Genomic DNA, 16,004 nt, shown 5'->3' on the forward strand with positions numbered 1-16,004 from the left:
TAACTGACCGCGTGTTAATACACTCTTTACGTGCATTCCATGGGCGCGCCGACGCACCTATGGAATGCCGCATGATCCCGGGCGGGAATCCTCCCGCCCGGAGAGCCGAGGGGTGCCTCAGATATGCAGCGCCCGCCCGTCCACGGCCAGCGCCGCCTCCTTCACCGCCTCGTTCAGCGAGGGATGCGCGTGGCAGATGCGCGCCACATCCTCGGCCGAGGCGCCGAACTCGATCGCCATCACCAGCTCGGCGATCAGCGTGCCCGCATCCGGCCCCAGGATATGGGCGCCGAGCACGCGGTCGGTCTCCTTGTCGGCCAGGATCTTCACGAACCCGTCCGTGGTGCCCATGGCGCGGGCGCGGCCATTGGCGGTGAAGGGGAACTTGCCGACCTTGTAGGCCGTCCCGGCCTCCTTCAGCGTCTCCTCGGTCTCGCCCACCGAGGCCACCTCCGGCCAAGTATAGACCACGCCCGGAATGGCGGCGTAGTTCACATGGCCATGCTGCCCGGCCAGGATCTCGGCGACAGCGACGCCCTCCTCCTCGGCCTTGTGCGCCAGCATCGGGCCGGCGATCACGTCGCCGATGGCATAGATGCCGGGCACATTGGTGGCGAAATGCCCGTCCACCTTCACCCGGCCCCGTTCATCCAGCGCCACGCCCGCGGCATCGAGTCCCAGCCCCTCGACATAGGGGCGGCGGCCGATGGCCAGCAGCACGACGTCGGCCTTGATCTCCTCGGCGGTGCCGCCGGCGGCAGGCTCCACGGCCAGCGTCACGCCGTCCTTGCCCTTGGTGGCGCCGGTCACCTTGCTCTTCAGCTTGAACTTGATGCCCTGCTTGGACAGCACGCGCTCGAACTGCTTGGCGATCTCGCCATCCATGCCGGGCACAAGGCGGTCGAGGAACTCGATCACCGTCACCTCGGCGCCCAGGCGGCGCCAGACGGAGCCCAGCTCCAGCCCGATCACGCCGCCGCCGATGACGACGAGATGGCCCGGCACCTTCTCCAGCTCCAGCGCACCGGTGGAGGTGACGATCTGCTTCTCGTCCACCTCGACACCCTTCAGGGGTGCGCTGTCGGAGCCGGTGGCGATGATGATGTTCTTCGTCTCGTAGGTCGCGCCCTCGACCTCGACCTTGCCCGGGGCGGTGATCCTGCCCGCGCCCTTCAGCCAGGTGACCTTGTTCTTCTTGAACAGGAACTCGACGCCCTTGACGTTGGCACCGACCACCTCGCCCTTGCGGGCCTGCATGCGGGCGAGGTCGAGCGTGAGCTGCCCCACGCCGATGCCGTGGTCGGCGAAGTGGTGCGCCGCCTCCTCGTAGTTCTCGGAGGACTGCAGCAGCGCCTTGGAGGGGATGCAGCCGATGTTCAGGCAGGTGCCGCCCAGCGTGGCCCGCTTCTCCACACAGGCCACCTTCATGCCGAGCTGCGCGGCGCGGATGGCACAGACATAGCCGCCGGGACCGGCGCCGATGACGATAACGTCGAAGCTCTCAGACATGATGGGTGCTGCAATCCTGTCAGGTGGACGTTGCGGGCAGGCGTAGCAGGGCTGGCGCCGGGCTTGAAGGGCGCCCCGCCAGGAACACGCCATGACCCCGCTTATCCTGCCAGATGGGGGCCGTAACAGCCCGGCGCCGCGCCCGTGGGCGGGAGCCAGGGATGCACCGGGCACGGGTCCGGCGGCCAGCGGCATCGCCCCCCCGCGCGGCAAGGCGGAACCCAGGGCGGTGCCCGGGCAGCCGGAGCGGAGCTGGACCAGCCCCGTGATCATGGCGGCCGGGACGTGATCGCCCACCTTGCCCCCTCGGACAGGCCGGCGCTATGAGATGTTATAACGTTTTGAAAGCCACGCCATGCGACGCCGCTCCACCCTGCTCCTGGCCCCCGCCCTGCTTTCCCTGGGCAACCTCCTCGCCCCCGGCTCCGCCCGGGCACAGGCCGCCGCCCCGTCCGCCGCGCCACGGCTGGATGTCGTCGCCTCCTTCTCCATCCTGGGCGACATGGTGCGTCAGGTCGGCGGCGACCGGGTGGCCATCCATACCCTGGTCGGCCCCGGCGGCGACTCCCACACCTACCAGCCCCGCCCCTCCGATGCAGCGGCGATCCGCTCCGCCGGGCTCGTGGTCCGCAACGGCCTCGGCTTCGAGCCGTGGCTCGACCGGCTGATCCGCTCCTCCGCCACCAAGGCCCGGATCGCGACGGCCAGCCAGGGCGTGACCCCGCGGAAGATGGTGGAGGAAGGCCATGGCCACAGCCACGAGGCAACCGATCCCCATGCCTGGCAGGACCTCCGGAACGGCCAGGCCTATGCCGGCAACATCGCGGAAGCCCTCGCCGCGGCGGACCCCGAGGGCGCCGATCTCTACCGCCGCAACGCCGCGGCCTTCCGGGAACGCCTCGCCAGCCTGGATGCCTGGGTGCGGGAACAGGTCGCGACCGTGCCGGAGGCGCGCCGCATCGTCGTGACCAGCCATGACGCCTTCGGCTATTTCGGCGCGGCCTATGGCGTGCGCTTCGAGGCGCCCCAGGGCATGAGCACGGAAAGCGAACCCTCCGCCGCCCAGGTCGCCGCGCTGATCCGGCAGGTGCGGGCAAAGCACGTCACCGCCGTCTTCATCGAGAACATGACCAACCCGGCGCTCCTGGAACGCCTGGCCCGGGATGCCGGGGCCAAGGTGCAGGGCGAGCTGTTCTCCGACTCCCTTTCGCCGCCGGACGGCCCGGCCGCGACCTACGAGGCCATGTTCCGGCACAATGTCGGCCTGCTGGTGCCCGCGATGCGCGGCGCCTGAGGCCGGAACACGTCCCCGACGGGCCGGGCCCCGGCGAAGCAAGGGCCGCTTTCATGGACGAGCATCCATGAAAGCGACGGCCTGCCTTGCCCATTCATCAGATAGACCTGCCGCCGCGGCCCTATGGCCCTCCCGGCATCCGCGCTAAGGAAACGGCCTGGCTCGAACAGGAGAGATCGGATGGATAGCAGCGGAATCGTTGTCGGCGAGCCTCATGAGGTCCGCAAACGCGTCATGGCCATCGTCGGCGCATCCTCCGGCAACCTGGTCGAGTGGTACGACTTCTACACCTACGCCTTCACCGCGCTGTACTTCGCGCATGCCTTCTTTCCCAGCGGCAACCAGACGGTGGCGCTGCTCCAGGCGGCCGCCGTCTTCGCCATCGGCTTCCTGATGCGCCCGATCGGCGGCTGGTTCTTCGGCCGCCTCGGCGACCGCAAGGGGCGGAAGTTCTCGATGCTGGTCTCCGTGCTCATGATGTGCGGCGGCTCGCTGGTGATCGCGATCCTGCCGACCTATGACAGCATCGGCATCGCGGCGCCTCTCCTGCTGCTGCTCGCCCGCATGACCCAGGGCCTCTCCGTGGGCGGCGAATACGGCACCGTCGCGACCTATATGAGCGAGGTCGCGACCTCGAAGAACCGCGGCTTCTATTCCTCCTTCCAGTACGTGACGCTGATCGGCGGCCAGCTCCTCGCCGTGCTGGTGGTGGTGATCCTGGAGATGCTGATCACGGCCGACCAGATGCGCGCCTGGGGCTGGCGCGTCCCCTTCCTGATCGGCGCCGCCACGGCGGTGATCGCCCTCTACCTGCGCCGCTCGCTGCACGAGACCTCGACGGAGAAGACGCGCAGCGCCAAGGGCGCCGGCACGCTGCGCGCGCTGCTCGCCCACCCGCGCTCCTTCCTGACGGTGCTGGGCCTCACCGCCGGCGGCAGCCTGCCCTTCTACACCTTCACCACCTACATGCAGAAATACCTGGTCAACACGACCGGCTTCCCGGTGAAGACCGTGAGCCTCGTGATGACGGCGGCGCTCTTCCTCTACATGTGCATGCAGCCGATCTTCGGTGCCATCTCGGACCGTTTCGGCCGCAAGAACCTGCTGCTGGTCTATGGCGTGGCGGGCATCCTCACCACCATCCCGCTGCTGAACGCCCTGGGCACCGCTTCCTCTCCCCTCGTCGCGCTGGGCCTGCTGCTGATCGCCCTGGCCGTCATCAGCTGCTACACCTCCATCAGCGGCGTGCTGAAGGCAGAACTCTTTCCCGCCGAGGTCCGGGCGCTGGGCGTCGGCCTCTCCTATGCCATCGGCAACGCGATCTTCGGCGGCTCGGCGGAATACGTCGCCCTCAGCTTCAAGAATGCCGGGGTGGAGAGCTATTTCGGCTGGTACGTCACCATCATGCTCGTGGTCGCCCTGGTCTCGGTGATCCTGATGCCCGACATGCAGAAGAAGGGCTTCATGCGGGACGAAGCCGGCCGCTGACTGCCAATGCCTGGGGCCGGGCTGCACAGATCCTGTGCAGCCTGGGCCGGGCACCTTGAAAACCCTTGGGAAACGAGGCGGCGCGGCGCGTTGACACCCGCGCCATCCGGGGGACAGCCTAGGGGCAACCCAGGAAAGCCCCCGGATGACCGACGCCCTCGAACTGACCCGACGCTCCCTCCTGGCCGGCTTCGCGACGCTGGCCGTGGCCGCCCCGGCCCTTCCGGGACAGGCCCTGGCCCAGGCGGCGGGGGGACCCGGGGCGCCTTCCTCGGCCATCCGCGGCGGCCGCATGGCCTTCGGCCGCTACACCGACAGCCAGTTCCTGGACCCGGTGACCACCGAGCTGAATGCCGACATCTGGGTCCTCACCAACCTCTTCGACACGCTCCTCTCCCCCACCCCGGACGGCAAGGGGCTGCAGCCCGGCCTGGCCACGGAATGGAAATGGAGCGACGACAGGCTCGCCCTGGAGCTGACGCTCCGCCCCGGCGTGAAGTTCGCCGATGGCAGCGACCTGACCCCGGCGGATGTGGCCTGGTCGCTCGACCGCGCCCGCGGCACCGGCGCCTGGAAGGACCTGATCGGCTCGATCAAGGCCGTGGAGCCGGGCGAAGGAAAGGTCACGATCCGCCTCGGCCACCCCGACGCCACGCTGCTGGCGGCACTCGCCACCTTCAACACGGGCATCATGCCGCAGAAGCTGGTCGAGGCCGCGCCCGGCGCCACGGTGGAAGACAAGATGAAGGCCTTCGCCGAGAAGCCTGTCGGCACCGGCCCCTTCGTGCTGGCCTCCTGGCAGCGTGGCCAGACCATGCTGCTGAAGCGCAACCCGCATCACTGGCGCGTGGCCGCGGACGGCAAGCCGCTGCCCTATCTGGATGAGCTCCGCTTCGACATCGTGCCCGACGACGCCACCCGCCTGCTGAAGCTGAAGGCCGGCGAGCTGGATGGCACGGAATTCGTCCCCTATGCCCGGGTGAAGGAGCTGCAGGCCGACCCGGCCATGCGGATGGAGCTCTGGCCCTCGACCCGCGTGCGCTATGTCGGGCTCAACTGCCGCCCGGAATACAAGGGCCGGAAGAACCCGATGGCCGATGTGCGGGTGCGCCAGGCCATCAACCACGCGGTGAACAAGGACGCGATCATCGCGATCACCACGCAGGGGCTGGGCAAGCCCATGCGCTCCTTCATGTCCTCCACCACGCCGCTGTTCAGCGGCCCGGCCTCGGGCGCCCTCTACCCCTACGACCTCGCCAAGGCCAAGGCGCTGATGGCCGAGGCGGGCTATGCCGAGGGCTTCGAGGTGACCTGCCAGACCATCTCCGGCAACCAGGACGACGTGAACGACCTGACCGCGATCCAGCAGATGCTGGCCGCGATCCGGATCAAGGTGACGATCGAGCAGCTCGACAACGCCACCAAGGTCGCCCGCTACCGCGCCGGCGACTTCCAGCTCCGCACCGCGCTCTGGACCAACGACATCGCCGACCCGGCGCAGATCACCTCCTACTTCGCCTACTACCCGAATGTGGAGAATGTGCGCTCCGGCTACCAGAACCCGAAGCTGGACGAGCTCTACCTCGCCAGCAGCAAGGAGACGGACCTGGAGAAGCGCACCGCGATGTACCAGGAGATCCAGAAGACCTACGCCGAGGCCGCGCCGATCCTCTTCCTCTACGAGACGCCCTATCCGGTCGCCTTCCGCAAGCAGGCCACCGGCTTCGTGCAGATCCCGCTGGGCAACAACCTTTTCGTGGAAGCCGCGGTCCAGCGCTGAGCCGCCGGTGCTGCGCTATGCCCTGCGCCGCATCGGCCAGATGCTGCCGACCCTCGCTTTGGCGGTGGTCGCGGTCTTCTTCCTGGCGCGCGCCATGCCGGGCGACGCCGTCTCGGCCATGCTGGGGGAACGCGGCACCGACGAGGCCGTGGCGCGCCTCACCGCCGAGCTGGGGCTGGACCGCTCGGTGCCGGAACAGCTCTGGTCCTATGTGACGCTGCTGGCGCAAGGCAACCTGGGCATGTCGATCGGCGCCCGCGTGCCGGTGCTGCAACTGGTGGCGGAGCGCCTGCCGGCCACGCTGCTGCTGACACTGATGGCGATCATCCTGTCGCTGCTGCTCAGCCTGCCGCTCGCCTTCATCGCCGCGCTGCGCGCCGGGCGGTGGGAGGATGTGGCGGTGCGCAGCGGCCTCCAGGTCGGCCTCAGCGCGCCGATCTTCTTCCTGGGCCTGCTGCTGCTCACCCTCTTCGCGGCGCAGTGGCGGATCTTCCCGGTGGGCGGCTATGGCGACACGCCGCTGGAACACATCTACCACCTCTTCCTCCCCGCCCTGACGCTGGCCCTTTCCTTCACCGCCGTGGCGACGCGCTCGCTGCGCGCCTCGCTGCTCGGCACGCTGCGGGCGGAGCATGTGGCCTTCGCCCGCTCCAAGGGCCTGCCGGAATCCGTGGTGATGCGCTCCCATGTCCTGCGTCCCGCGGCGGCGGCCACGGTCTCCCTGGTCGGCTTGCAGATCGGCGGGCTGCTGGGCGGCGCGGTGATCACCGAGAGCGTCTTCGCCATCCCAGGCGTGGGGCGGCTGATGGTGGACAGCATCTTCGCCCGCGACTACCCGGTGGTGCAGGGGCTGACCCTGGTGCTGGCGGTGCTGGTCTCGCTGACCTTCCTGGCGACCGACCTCACCGTCGCCTGGCTCGATCCGCGCGCCACGCAGCGGAGGCGCTCATGAGGGCGCTGGCCCTCGGCGGCGCGATCCTCGGCATCGTGGTGCTCTGCGCCCTGGTGCCGCAGCTCATCGCCCCTTTCGACCCGCTCTTCTTCGACTACAACGCGCTGATGGCCCCGCCCTCCTGGGAGCACCCCTTCGGCACAGACCAGTTCGGCCGCGACGTACTGTCCCGCACCGTCTGGGCCGCGCGGGTGGACCTGGAGATCGCCGTGCTCGCCGTGGCCGGACCGATGGTCGTCGGCGGCTTCCTGGGCCTGATGGCGGGCTATCTCGGTGGCATCGCCGACACGCTGCTGGGCCGCGCCATGGACCTCGTGGTCACCTTTCCCTTCCTGGTGCTGGTGATCGCCATCGTCGCGGTACTCGGCCCGGGCCTGACCAACATGTACATCGCCATCGCCATCGCCGGCTGGGTCCCCTATGCCCGCCTGATGCGGGGCGAGGTCGCGGTGGTCGCCGCCACCGACCACATCTCGGCGGCGCGCGGCCTGGGCTACGGCACCGCGCGCATCCTGGGCCGCCACGTCCTGCCCAATGCGGTGCGGCCGGTCCTCGCCTATGCCGTCTCCGACATGGCGCTGGCCATCCTGCTCGGTTCCTCGCTCGGCTATCTCGGCCTGGGCGCACAGCCGCCGGAGGCCGAATGGGGCGTGCTGGTGGCGGACGGCAAGAACTTCCTGACCCAGGCGCCCTGGATCGCGCTCTTCCCCGGCGTCGCCGTGGTGATCTGCGGCCTCGGCTTCTCGCTCCTGGGCGATGGGCTGGCGGACCGCATGGACATCCGGCGTTGACGGCGGCGGGAACCCTGACGCCGCCCGCATCCGCCGCCGCGCCCGCCACCGGCGAGGGGCTGCGGGTGCGCGGCCTGCGCGTCGCCATGGGGCCGCTGCCGATCGTGCACGGCGTCGACCTCGCCGTGGCGCCGGGCGAGATCCTGGGGCTGGTGGGCGAGAGCGGCAGCGGCAAGAGCGTGTCCCTGCGCGCCATCCCCGGCCTGCTGCCGCCCAAGGCCCGCATCGCCGGCGAGGTGCTGTGGAATGGCCGGAACCTCCTGGCCCTGCCGCCCCGCGCCTTGCAGCAGGTGCGGGGGCGGGAGGTCGCGATGATCTTCCAGGAGCCCGGGCTGGCACTGAACCCGGTGATGACCGTGGGCGCGCAGATCGACGAAAGCCTGCAGGCGCATTTCCCGCGCCTCGGCCGCGCGGCGCGGCGGGAGCGGGCGGAGCAGCTCCTGGCCGAGGTCGGCATCCCCAGCCCGCGCGAGCGCCTGGGCTCCTACCCGCATGAATTCTCCGGCGGCATGCGCCAGCGCGCGATGATCGCCATCGCCCTGGCCCCCGGCCCCCGGCTGCTGCTGGCCGACGAGCCCACCACGGCGCTCGACGTCACGGTGCAGGACGGCATCCTGCGCCTGCTGCGCCGCCTGGTGGAGGAGCACCGCATGGCCATGATCCTGGTCACGCACGACCTGGGCGTGGTGGCCGAGACCTGCGACCGGGTCTCGGTGATGTATGCCGGGCGGGTGGTGGAAAGCGGCCCCGCCGCCGGCCTCTTCGCCCATCCGCGCCACGCCTACACCGCCGCCCTGCTCGGTGCCATGCCCGGCGAGGAAAACGAGGGCGGCCGCCTCAGCCCCGTGCCCGGCACGCCACCCTCGCCGCTGCGGATGCCGCCGGGCTGCGCCTTCGCCCCCCGCTGCACCTGGCGGATGGCGGGCTGCGAGGCCGGCGTGCCGGCGCTGGAATCGGTGGAGCCGGACCATCTGGCCGCCTGCCTCGCCGCCGATCTCCTGCCGCCGCGATGGATGGAGCAGGACCGATGAGCGCCGTCCTCCAGTTCACGCCGCCGGAGGTGCTGCTCCGCGTCAGCGAGGCGACGCGCAGCTTCAGGGCACCACGGGGCGGGCGCGTGCAGGCGCTGCGCGGCGTGTCGCTCGCGGTGCGTCGGGGCGAGGTGCTGGGCATCGTCGGCGAATCCGGCTGCGGCAAGTCCACCCTGGCCCGCCTGCTGGTCGGGCTGGATTCTCCCGATGGCGGGCAGGTGAGCTTCGGCGGCGACGATCTGGCCGCCCTGCGCGGAGCCACCCGCCGACGCTTCCACCGCCGCGCGCAGATGGTGTTCCAGGATCCGCACACCTCCCTGAACCCGCGCCTGACCGTGGGCGAGACGCTGGGCGAGGCGCTGCGCGTCCACGGCATCGTGCCGGTCCCGCAGATCGCCGGGCGGGTGGCGGAGCTCCTGGCCTCGGTGAACCTGCCGCCCGAGGCCGCCTCGCGCCGGCCGCACGAATTCTCCGGCGGCCAGCGGCAGCGCATCGGCATCGCCCGCGCCCTGGCGGTGGAGCCGGAGATGATCGTGGCCGACGAGCCGGTCTCGGCCCTCGACGTTTCCGTGCAGGCCGGCGTGGTGAACCTCTTCGCCGAGCTGCGCGAGCGGCTGGGCCTTACCCTGGTCTTCATCACCCATGACCTGCGGCTGGTGCGCCACCTCTCCGAGCGCGTGGTGGTGATGTACCTGGGCAAGGTGGTGGAGGAAGGCCCGACCCGCCGCCTCTTCGCTGCGCCCCGCCATCCCTATACCCGCGCCCTGCTGTCCGCCGTGCCCCGCCTCGACCCCTCCGCCGCCCCGCGCCCGGCGCCGATCTCGGGCGAGGTGCCGAGCCCCCTCGCCCCGCCCTCCGGCTGCGCCTTCCACACCCGCTGCCCGATCGCTCAGTTCCCGCGCTGCTCGGCGGATGTGCCGGAGCTGACCGTCCGCCAGGGACCCTGGCCGGTGGCCTGCCACTTCCCGGGATAGAGCCGCCGCAGCTCGTGCCGGAATGGGCCGCCGTTGTGCCTCTGGCCCGGGGTAAAGGCTCCGCCTTCCCCCGTAACCCCCATCCGCCAGGAGCCGGTGGCTCCTGGACCTGCCGTCAGTTGGCTCGCACTGCCGCCAGATCGCGCCGGAGAGCATGGCTCTCCGGCAACTGCGGGTGCCACCCGGTGCCGTTTCCGGCACCCCACTGTGTCCGCCAGCCCTGCCGGCTCGTCCCTTGGAACTGACGGCCACCACCGGCGCCAACTCAAGCCGGGGTCTGGGGACATGCTCATGTCCCCAGCGGAGAGGGGGGCCGGGCGGAGAGGCGGAGCCTCTTCCCCGGGGCCAGCCCGGCAGCACGGCGCCGGATCCCGCATTCCCGCCGGAACCCGGCCACTCAACCCGGAAAGAACCGGTTCCCCGGCCGTGGCAGGCCCAGATGCTCGCGCAACGTCTGCCCCGCATAGTCGCGCCGGAAGATTCCGCGCCGCTGCAGTTCCGGCACCAGCTTCCGCACCACCGCCTCCAGCCCGCCGGGCAGCCAGGAGAACATGACGTTGAACCCGTCGGAGCCACGCTCCACGAGCCACTGCTCCATCTCGTCCGCGACGCTGCGCGGCGTGCCGACGAAGGCGAGCCCCGCATAGCTGCCGGCCCGCTGGGCGAGCTGCCGGATCGTGAGGTTCTCCCGCCGCGCCAGCTCGACCATCCGCTCCCGCGCGCTGCGGCTGGCATTGGTCTCGGGGATCTCGGGCAGCGGCCCGTCCGGGTCGTAGCCGGAAACGTCATGGCCCAGCATCCCGTTCAGCGAGGCGATGCCGCTGTCGTAATGCACCAGGGAATCCAGCCGGCGACGCTCCTCCTGCGCCTCCTCGATGCTGTCGGCCACGACGAGGAAGGCCGCGGGAAGGATCTTCAGGTGGTCCGGGTCGCGCCCCAGTGCCTCCATGCGGCCCTTCACGTCGCGGTAGAAGCTCTTGCCGGCTTCCAGATTCGGCGAGGCCCCGAACACCACCTCCGCCGTCTCGGCCGCAAGCTGCCGCCCCGCCTCGGAAGCGCCCGCCTGCACGATGACCGGCCAGCCCTGCACCGGCCGCGCGATGTTCAGCGGCCCGCGTACATTCAGATGGGGTCCGTGATGGTTCAGCACATGCATCCGTGCCGGGTCGAAATAGATCCCGCTTTCCGCATCGCGGAGGAAGGCATCGTCGGCGAAACTGTCCCAGAGGCCGGTGACCACATCGTAGAACTCGCGCGCACGGTCATAGCGCGCATCGTGCTCCATCTGCGTGTCCTGACCGAAATTCAGCGCCGCATCTGGATTCGCGGTGGTGACGATGTTCCACCCCGCCCTGCCGCCGCTGAGATGGTCGAGGGAGGCGAAGCGCCGGGCGATGTGATAGGGCTCGTCGAAGGTGGTCGAGGCGGTCGCCACCAGCCCGATCCGCTCCGTCGCGCCCGCCAGGGCGGACAGCAGCGTGAAGGGCTCGAAGGAGGTGACGGTGTGGCTGCGCTTCAGCGCATCCACCGGCATGTCCAGCACGGCCAGATGATCCGCCATGAAGAAGGCGTCGAACTTCGCCTCCTCCAGCCGGCGCGCGAGATGGCGCAGATGCGCGAAGTTGAAGTTCGCGTCCGGCCAGGCGCCAGGATAGCGCCAGGCACCGGTGTGGATGGCCACGGGGCGCATGAAGGCGCCCAGGTGCAACTGTCGGGCCATTGAGGATTCCCCCGCCCGATCCGGCGGGATTGCCGGTCGGTTCCCCGGGGATCTGGAGACGTGCCCACCGTCTTTCCAGCCATGGCGCCGCCGGAGCCCCGCGCGGCGGCGCCAGCCATGAAAAAAGGGCGGGAGCCGAAGCTCCCGCCCTCCTTCCTCGCATCCACCGGGGCATTGCCCCGGCGGCGTCGGCCTCAGAGGCCCAGCATCAGGCGGCGCGGGTCCTCGATGCCTTCCTTCACGCGGACCAGGAAGCTCACCGCCTCCTTGCCGTCCACGATCCGGTGGTCGTAGCTCAGCGCCAGGTACATCATCGGACGGATCTCGATCTTGCCGCCCACCGCCATCGGGCGCTCCTGGATCTTGTGCATGCCCAGGATGCCCGACTGCGGCGGGTTCAGGATCGGCGTGCTCATCAGCGAGCCGTAGATGCCGCCATTGGTGATGGTGAAGGAGCCGCCGGCCAGCTCCTCCAGCTTCAGCTGGCCGTCACGGGCACGCTTGCCGAAGCCGGAGATCGCCTTCTCGATCTCCGCGAAGGACAGCTCCTGCGCGTTGCGCAGCACCGGCACGACGAGGCCGTTCGGCCCGCCGACCGCGATGCCCATGTTCACGAAGTTCTTGTAGACGACGTCGTCGCCGTCGATCTCCGCGTTCACCGCCGGCCATTCCTGAAGGGCGGCGACACAGGCCTTCACGAAGAAGGACATGAAGCCGAGCTTGGTGCCCTGCTTCTTCTCGAAGGCGTCCTTGTACTCGGCGCGCAGCGCCATCACGGCCGACATGTCCACCTCGTTGAAGGTGGTCAGCATGGCGGCGGTGTTCTGCGCCTCCTTCAGCCGGTTGGCGATGGTCTTGCGCAGGCGGGTCATCTTCACCCGCTCCTCGCCCGCCTGCGGCGCGCGCGGCGCCTTCGGCGCGGCGGGCTTCGCCGGCTCGGAGGCCGGACGGTTCAGGAAGGCCTGCACGTCGCCCTTCGCGATACGGCCGTCCTTGGCCGAGCCGGCGCCGATCTGCTCGGCGGAGACGCCCTTCTCCGCCATCATCTTGGCGGCGGCCGGCAGCGGCGCGTGCTCACCACCCCCCTTGGTCGGCGTCTCGACGCCGCCCGGGCGGGACACGGGGCCGGAAGCCGGGCGCGGCTCCTCGACCTTCGGGGCCGCCGGCGCGGCGGCGGAGGCGGCCGCCGGCTTGGCGGCCGTGGCGCCGGAGCCCGCGGCGATGGAGCCCAGCAGCGCGCCGACCTCGACCTCGGCGCCCTCGTCGGCGGCGATCGCCTCCAGCACGCCGGCTTCCGGCGCGTTGACCTCGACCGTGACCTTGTCGGTCTCCAGCTCCACCAGCGGCTCGTCAGCCTTCACCGCCTCGCCGGCCTTCTTCAGCCAGCGCGCCACGGTCGCGGTGCTGACGCTCTCGCCCAGGGTGGGGACCAGGATATCGCTCATGGATTCTTCTCGTTCCGTCTCGTCAGGAAAGGGCGAGAGCCTGCCCCACCAGGGCCTGCTGCTGCTCTGCATGCGTCTTCGCCAAGCCGGTGGCCGGGCTCGCCGCGATGGCACGGCCCACGTAGTCCGGCCGCTTGGCCGCGATGTCCAGGCCCTTCAGCACCTTCTCCAGGCGCCGATCCATGAAGGTCCAGGCCCCCATGTTCTCCGGCTCCTCCTGGCACCAGATCACCTCGGCCTTCTTGTAGGGCGCGAGGACGGTGGCCAGGGCCTTCGCCGGGAAGGGATACATCTGCTCCACCCGGACGATGGCGACATCCTTCGCCCCGGCGTCGCGGCGCGCCTGCAGCAGGTCGTAATAGACCTTGCCCGTGCAGAGCACGACGCGCTTGACCTCCTCCTCCGGCGCGATCGCGTCGATCTCGGGGATCACGGCGCGGAAGCCGGTGCCGGGGCCGAACTCGCTCAGGCTGCTCACCGCCAGCTTGTGGCGCAGCAGCGACTTCGGCGTCATCTGCACCAGCGGCTTGCGGTAGTTGGCCTTCATCTGCCGGCGCAGGGCATGGAAGTAGTTGGCCGGGGTGGTGATGTTCACCACGCGCATGTTGTTCTCGGCGCAGAGCTGCAGGTAGCGCTCCAGCCGGGCGGAGGAATGCTCCGGACCCTGGCCCTCATAGCCGTGCGGCAGCAGCAGCACGAGGCCGGACATGCGCAGCCACTTCGTTTCGGCCGAGGCGATGAACTGGTCGATGATCACCTGCGCGCCATTGGCGAAGTCGCCGAACTGGCCCTCCCAGAGCACCAGCGTCTGCGGGTCGGCCAGCGAGTAGCCGTAGTCGAAGCCCATCACGCCGAACTCGGAGAGCAGTGAGTTGAAGGCGTCGAAACGTGGCTGACCCTCGCGGATGTTGTTCAGCGGGACGTATTCGGACTGGTCCTTCTGGTCGATCAGCACGCAATGCCGCTGCGAGAAGGTGCCGCGCTGCACATCCTCGCCGGACAGGCGCACACGGTGTCCGTCCAGCAGCAGGCTGCCGAAGGCCAGGGCCTCGCCGGTTGCCCAGTCGATGCCCTCGCCGGTCTCGATGGCGTTCTTCTTGGCCTCGAGCTGGCGGGCGATCTTCGGGTTCACGTTGAATTCGGCCGGCACCCGGGCCAGGGCGCCGCCCACCTCGCGCAGCGTGTCGAGGGACACTGCGGTCTCGTACTCGGAATCGGCGGTCTCGTCGGTCGGGGCCTTCAGCCCGGCCCAGTGGCCTTCCAGCCAGTCGGCCTTGTTCGGCTTGAAGCTCGCCGAGGCCTGGAAGGCGTCCTCCAGCTTGGCGTTGTAGGCGTCGAGCATGCCCTGCACGTCGGCCTCGGCCAGCGAGCCCTCCTCGACGAGCTGCTTCGCGTACTTGGCGCGCGCCGTCGGGGTTTCCTTGATGCGGGCATACATCAGCGGCTGGGTGAAGGCCGGCTCGTCCGTCTCGTTGTGGCCATGGCGGCGATAGCAGACGATGTCGAGCACCACATCCACCGCGAACTGCTGGCGGAATTCGGTGCAGAGGCGCGCGGCGAAGACCACGGCCTCGGCATCGTCGCCGTTCACGTGCAGGATCGGCGCCTGCACCGACTTGGCCACGTCCGTGCAGTAGAGGCCGGAATAGGCATGCGCCGGGGTGGTGGTGAAGCCGATCTGGTTGTTGGTCACGACATGCACCGTGCCGCCGGTGCGGTAGCCGATGAGCTGGCTCATCGCCAGGGTCTCATAGACCACGCCCTGGCCGGCGAAGGCCGCGTCGCCGTGCAGCAGGATGCCCATCACGGACTTCCGGCTCTTGGTGTCGCCCGCCATGTCCTGGCGCGCCCGCACCTTGCCGGCCACGACCGGATCGACGCATTCCAGGTGGGAGGGGTTCGGCTGCAGCGAGAGATGGACCTTGCGGCCCTCGATCTCGATGTCGGTGGAGGTGCCCAGGTGGTACTTCACGTCGCCCGAACCCTGCACCGAGTCCGGGTTGGCGGAGCCGCCCTTGAACTCGGAGAAGAGCTGGACGTAGGGCTTGCGCACCACGTTCACGAGCGTGTTCAGGCGGCCGCGATGGGCCATGCCGATCACCACCTCGTTGACGCCGTCCTTGGCGCCTGTCTCGATCACCGCCTGCACCGCCGGGATGGTGGCCTCGCCACCCTCCAGGCCGAAGCGCTTGGTGCCGACATACTTCTTGGCGCAGAAGGCTTCCCAGCCCTCGGCCTCGGTCAGGTCCTCCAGGATCGCGGCCTTCTCGGCCTTGCTGAAGGCATCCCTGGCCTTCCAGGGCGCGCCCTCGATGCGGCTCTGGATCCAGGCCTTCTGGTCCGGGTCCTGGATGTGCATGAACTCGGTGCCGATCGAACCGCAGTATGAGGCGCGGAGGGTCGCCATGATCTCGCGCAGCGTGGCGGTCTCGCGGCCCAGCGCGCCGTTGATGAAGATCGGGCGGTCGTAGTCGGCCTCGGTGAAGCCGTAGCTGGCCGGGTCGAGCTCGGCATGAGCCTTCTTCTTCTGAAGGCCCAGCGGATCGAGGTCGGCCTCCAGATGGCCGCGCACGCGATAGACGCGGATCAGCATCAGGGCGCGCAGCGAATCGAGCACTTCCTGGCGGCTGGCGCCCGGGGCCGCCGCCGGGGCGGCACCCTTGCCGCCCTTTGCCGGGGCCGGGGCGGGCTCCTCCGGGGCGAAGCCGCCGCGCGGGCGCGGGGCCCAGGAGGCGCCGGAGGCATCCTCCAGCACGGCGCGGGCATCGTCGTTCAGGGCCGCGAAGAGCTCCTGGAAGGACGGATCGACGCTGTCGGGCTTCTCCACCCAACGCGCGTAGAGATCCGCGAGGAAGGCGGCATTCGCCCCCGTCATCGCGGTCGCGAGGATGTCCACACCAGGCATCGGTCTTCCTCCTGCGAGCCGACCCTCCGTCGGGCCAGCCGGCTGACGACATGCAAGAACGCCGCCGCTATACTGCGGCGACGTCCGTAAACATAGTGACCATGGCCGGAGGATG

11 protein-coding genes are annotated in these 16,004 nt (G+C 69.9%); 7 read left to right on the plus strand and 4 right to left on the minus strand.

All coding sequences use genetic code 11. The annotated features are described in order from the left end of the window. Positions 1-117 precede the first annotated feature (117 nt). Positions 118-1,509, minus strand: coding sequence for a dihydrolipoyl dehydrogenase (gene lpdA, locus CTJ15_RS14705; RefSeq protein WP_019460880.1), 1,392 nt, complete (start codon positions 1,507-1,509; stop codon positions 118-120). A gap of 355 nt (positions 1,510-1,864) precedes the next feature. Here lpdA and CTJ15_RS14710 point away from each other — a divergent pair, with 355 nt between their 5' ends. The 7 genes from CTJ15_RS14710 (at position 1,865) to CTJ15_RS14740 (ending at position 9,819) form a co-directional block, all read left to right on the plus strand. After that, the gene (locus CTJ15_RS14710; RefSeq protein WP_058389663.1) at positions 1,865-2,803 is read left to right on the plus strand and encodes a metal ABC transporter substrate-binding protein; all 939 of its coding nucleotides are present in this window, start codon (positions 1,865-1,867) and stop codon (positions 2,801-2,803) included. A 180-nt stretch (positions 2,804-2,983) separates the two neighbouring features. Beyond that, complete coding sequence (locus CTJ15_RS14715; RefSeq protein ID WP_037250407.1) at positions 2,984-4,291, plus strand: MFS family transporter; 1,308 nt, start codon at positions 2,984-2,986, stop codon at positions 4,289-4,291. 145 nt (positions 4,292-4,436) lie between these two features. Next, complete coding sequence (locus tag CTJ15_RS14720; protein WP_058389662.1) at positions 4,437-6,071, plus strand: ABC transporter substrate-binding protein; 1,635 nt, start codon at positions 4,437-4,439, stop codon at positions 6,069-6,071. Positions 6,072-6,078: 7 nt separating this feature from the next. Beyond that, positions 6,079-7,023 (plus strand): ABC transporter permease, encoded by a 945-nt coding sequence (locus CTJ15_RS14725; RefSeq protein WP_216348999.1) that lies wholly within the window; start codon positions 6,079-6,081, stop codon positions 7,021-7,023. Then, entirely contained in the window at positions 7,020-7,814 is a 795-nt protein-coding gene (locus tag CTJ15_RS14730) for an ABC transporter permease (RefSeq protein WP_058389661.1), read from the plus strand. The genes CTJ15_RS14725 and CTJ15_RS14730 overlap by 4 nt, the downstream gene beginning before the upstream one ends. Further along, positions 7,811-8,845: an ABC transporter ATP-binding protein gene (locus CTJ15_RS14735; protein WP_076970237.1), complete on the plus strand. Its 1,035-nt coding sequence runs from the start codon at positions 7,811-7,813 to the stop codon at positions 8,843-8,845. Before CTJ15_RS14730 ends, CTJ15_RS14735 begins: the two co-directional genes overlap by 4 nt. Continuing rightward, positions 8,842-9,819 (plus strand): ABC transporter ATP-binding protein, encoded by a 978-nt coding sequence (locus CTJ15_RS14740; RefSeq protein WP_019460873.1) that lies wholly within the window; start codon positions 8,842-8,844, stop codon positions 9,817-9,819. Before CTJ15_RS14735 ends, CTJ15_RS14740 begins: the two co-directional genes overlap by 4 nt. A 397-nt stretch (positions 9,820-10,216) precedes the next feature. On the opposite strand, the gene CTJ15_RS14745 is transcribed toward CTJ15_RS14740, so the two are convergent. From CTJ15_RS14745 to CTJ15_RS14755, 3 genes are all read right to left on the minus strand, one after another. Next, on the minus strand, positions 10,217-11,539 hold the full coding sequence (locus tag CTJ15_RS14745; protein ID WP_037250408.1) for an LLM class flavin-dependent oxidoreductase: 1,323 nt from the start codon (positions 11,537-11,539) through the stop codon (positions 10,217-10,219). 194 nt (positions 11,540-11,733) lie between these two features. Beyond that, positions 11,734-12,984, minus strand: coding sequence for a 2-oxoglutarate dehydrogenase complex dihydrolipoyllysine-residue succinyltransferase (odhB, locus tag CTJ15_RS14750; protein ID WP_058389925.1), 1,251 nt, complete (start codon positions 12,982-12,984; stop codon positions 11,734-11,736). Positions 12,985-13,006: 22 nt separating this feature from the next. Next, a complete protein-coding gene (locus tag CTJ15_RS14755; RefSeq protein WP_019460870.1) occupies positions 13,007-15,889 on the minus strand; it encodes a 2-oxoglutarate dehydrogenase E1 component in 2,883 nt (960 codons plus the stop codon). Positions 15,890-16,004 lie beyond the last annotated feature (115 nt).

This window comes from Roseomonas sp. FDAARGOS_362, from assembly GCF_002754815.1.
GTDB lineage: Bacteria > Pseudomonadota > Alphaproteobacteria > Acetobacterales > Acetobacteraceae > Roseomonas > Roseomonas mucosa.

Coding starts and splice junctions, on each gene's coding strand:
- CTJ15_RS14745 (WP_037250408.1), bottom strand. CDS start 11,539: ATGGCCCGACAGTTGCACCTGGGCGCCTTCATGCGCCCCGTGGCCATC.
- lpdA (WP_019460880.1), bottom strand. CDS start 1,509: ATGTCTGAGAGCTTCGACGTTATCGTCATCGGCGCCGGTCCCGGCGGC.
- CTJ15_RS14710 (WP_058389663.1), top strand. CDS start 1,865: ATGCGACGCCGCTCCACCCTGCTCCTGGCCCCCGCCCTGCTTTCCCTG.
- CTJ15_RS14755 (WP_019460870.1), bottom strand. CDS start 15,889: ATGCCTGGTGTGGACATCCTCGCGACCGCGATGACGGGGGCGAATGCC.
- CTJ15_RS14730 (WP_058389661.1), top strand. CDS start 7,020: ATGAGGGCGCTGGCCCTCGGCGGCGCGATCCTCGGCATCGTGGTGCTC.
- CTJ15_RS14720 (WP_058389662.1), top strand. CDS start 4,437: ATGACCGACGCCCTCGAACTGACCCGACGCTCCCTCCTGGCCGGCTTC.
- CTJ15_RS14715 (WP_037250407.1), top strand. CDS start 2,984: ATGGATAGCAGCGGAATCGTTGTCGGCGAGCCTCATGAGGTCCGCAAA.
- CTJ15_RS14740 (WP_019460873.1), top strand. CDS start 8,842: ATGAGCGCCGTCCTCCAGTTCACGCCGCCGGAGGTGCTGCTCCGCGTC.
- odhB (WP_058389925.1), bottom strand. CDS start 12,984: ATGAGCGATATCCTGGTCCCCACCCTGGGCGAGAGCGTCAGCACCGCG.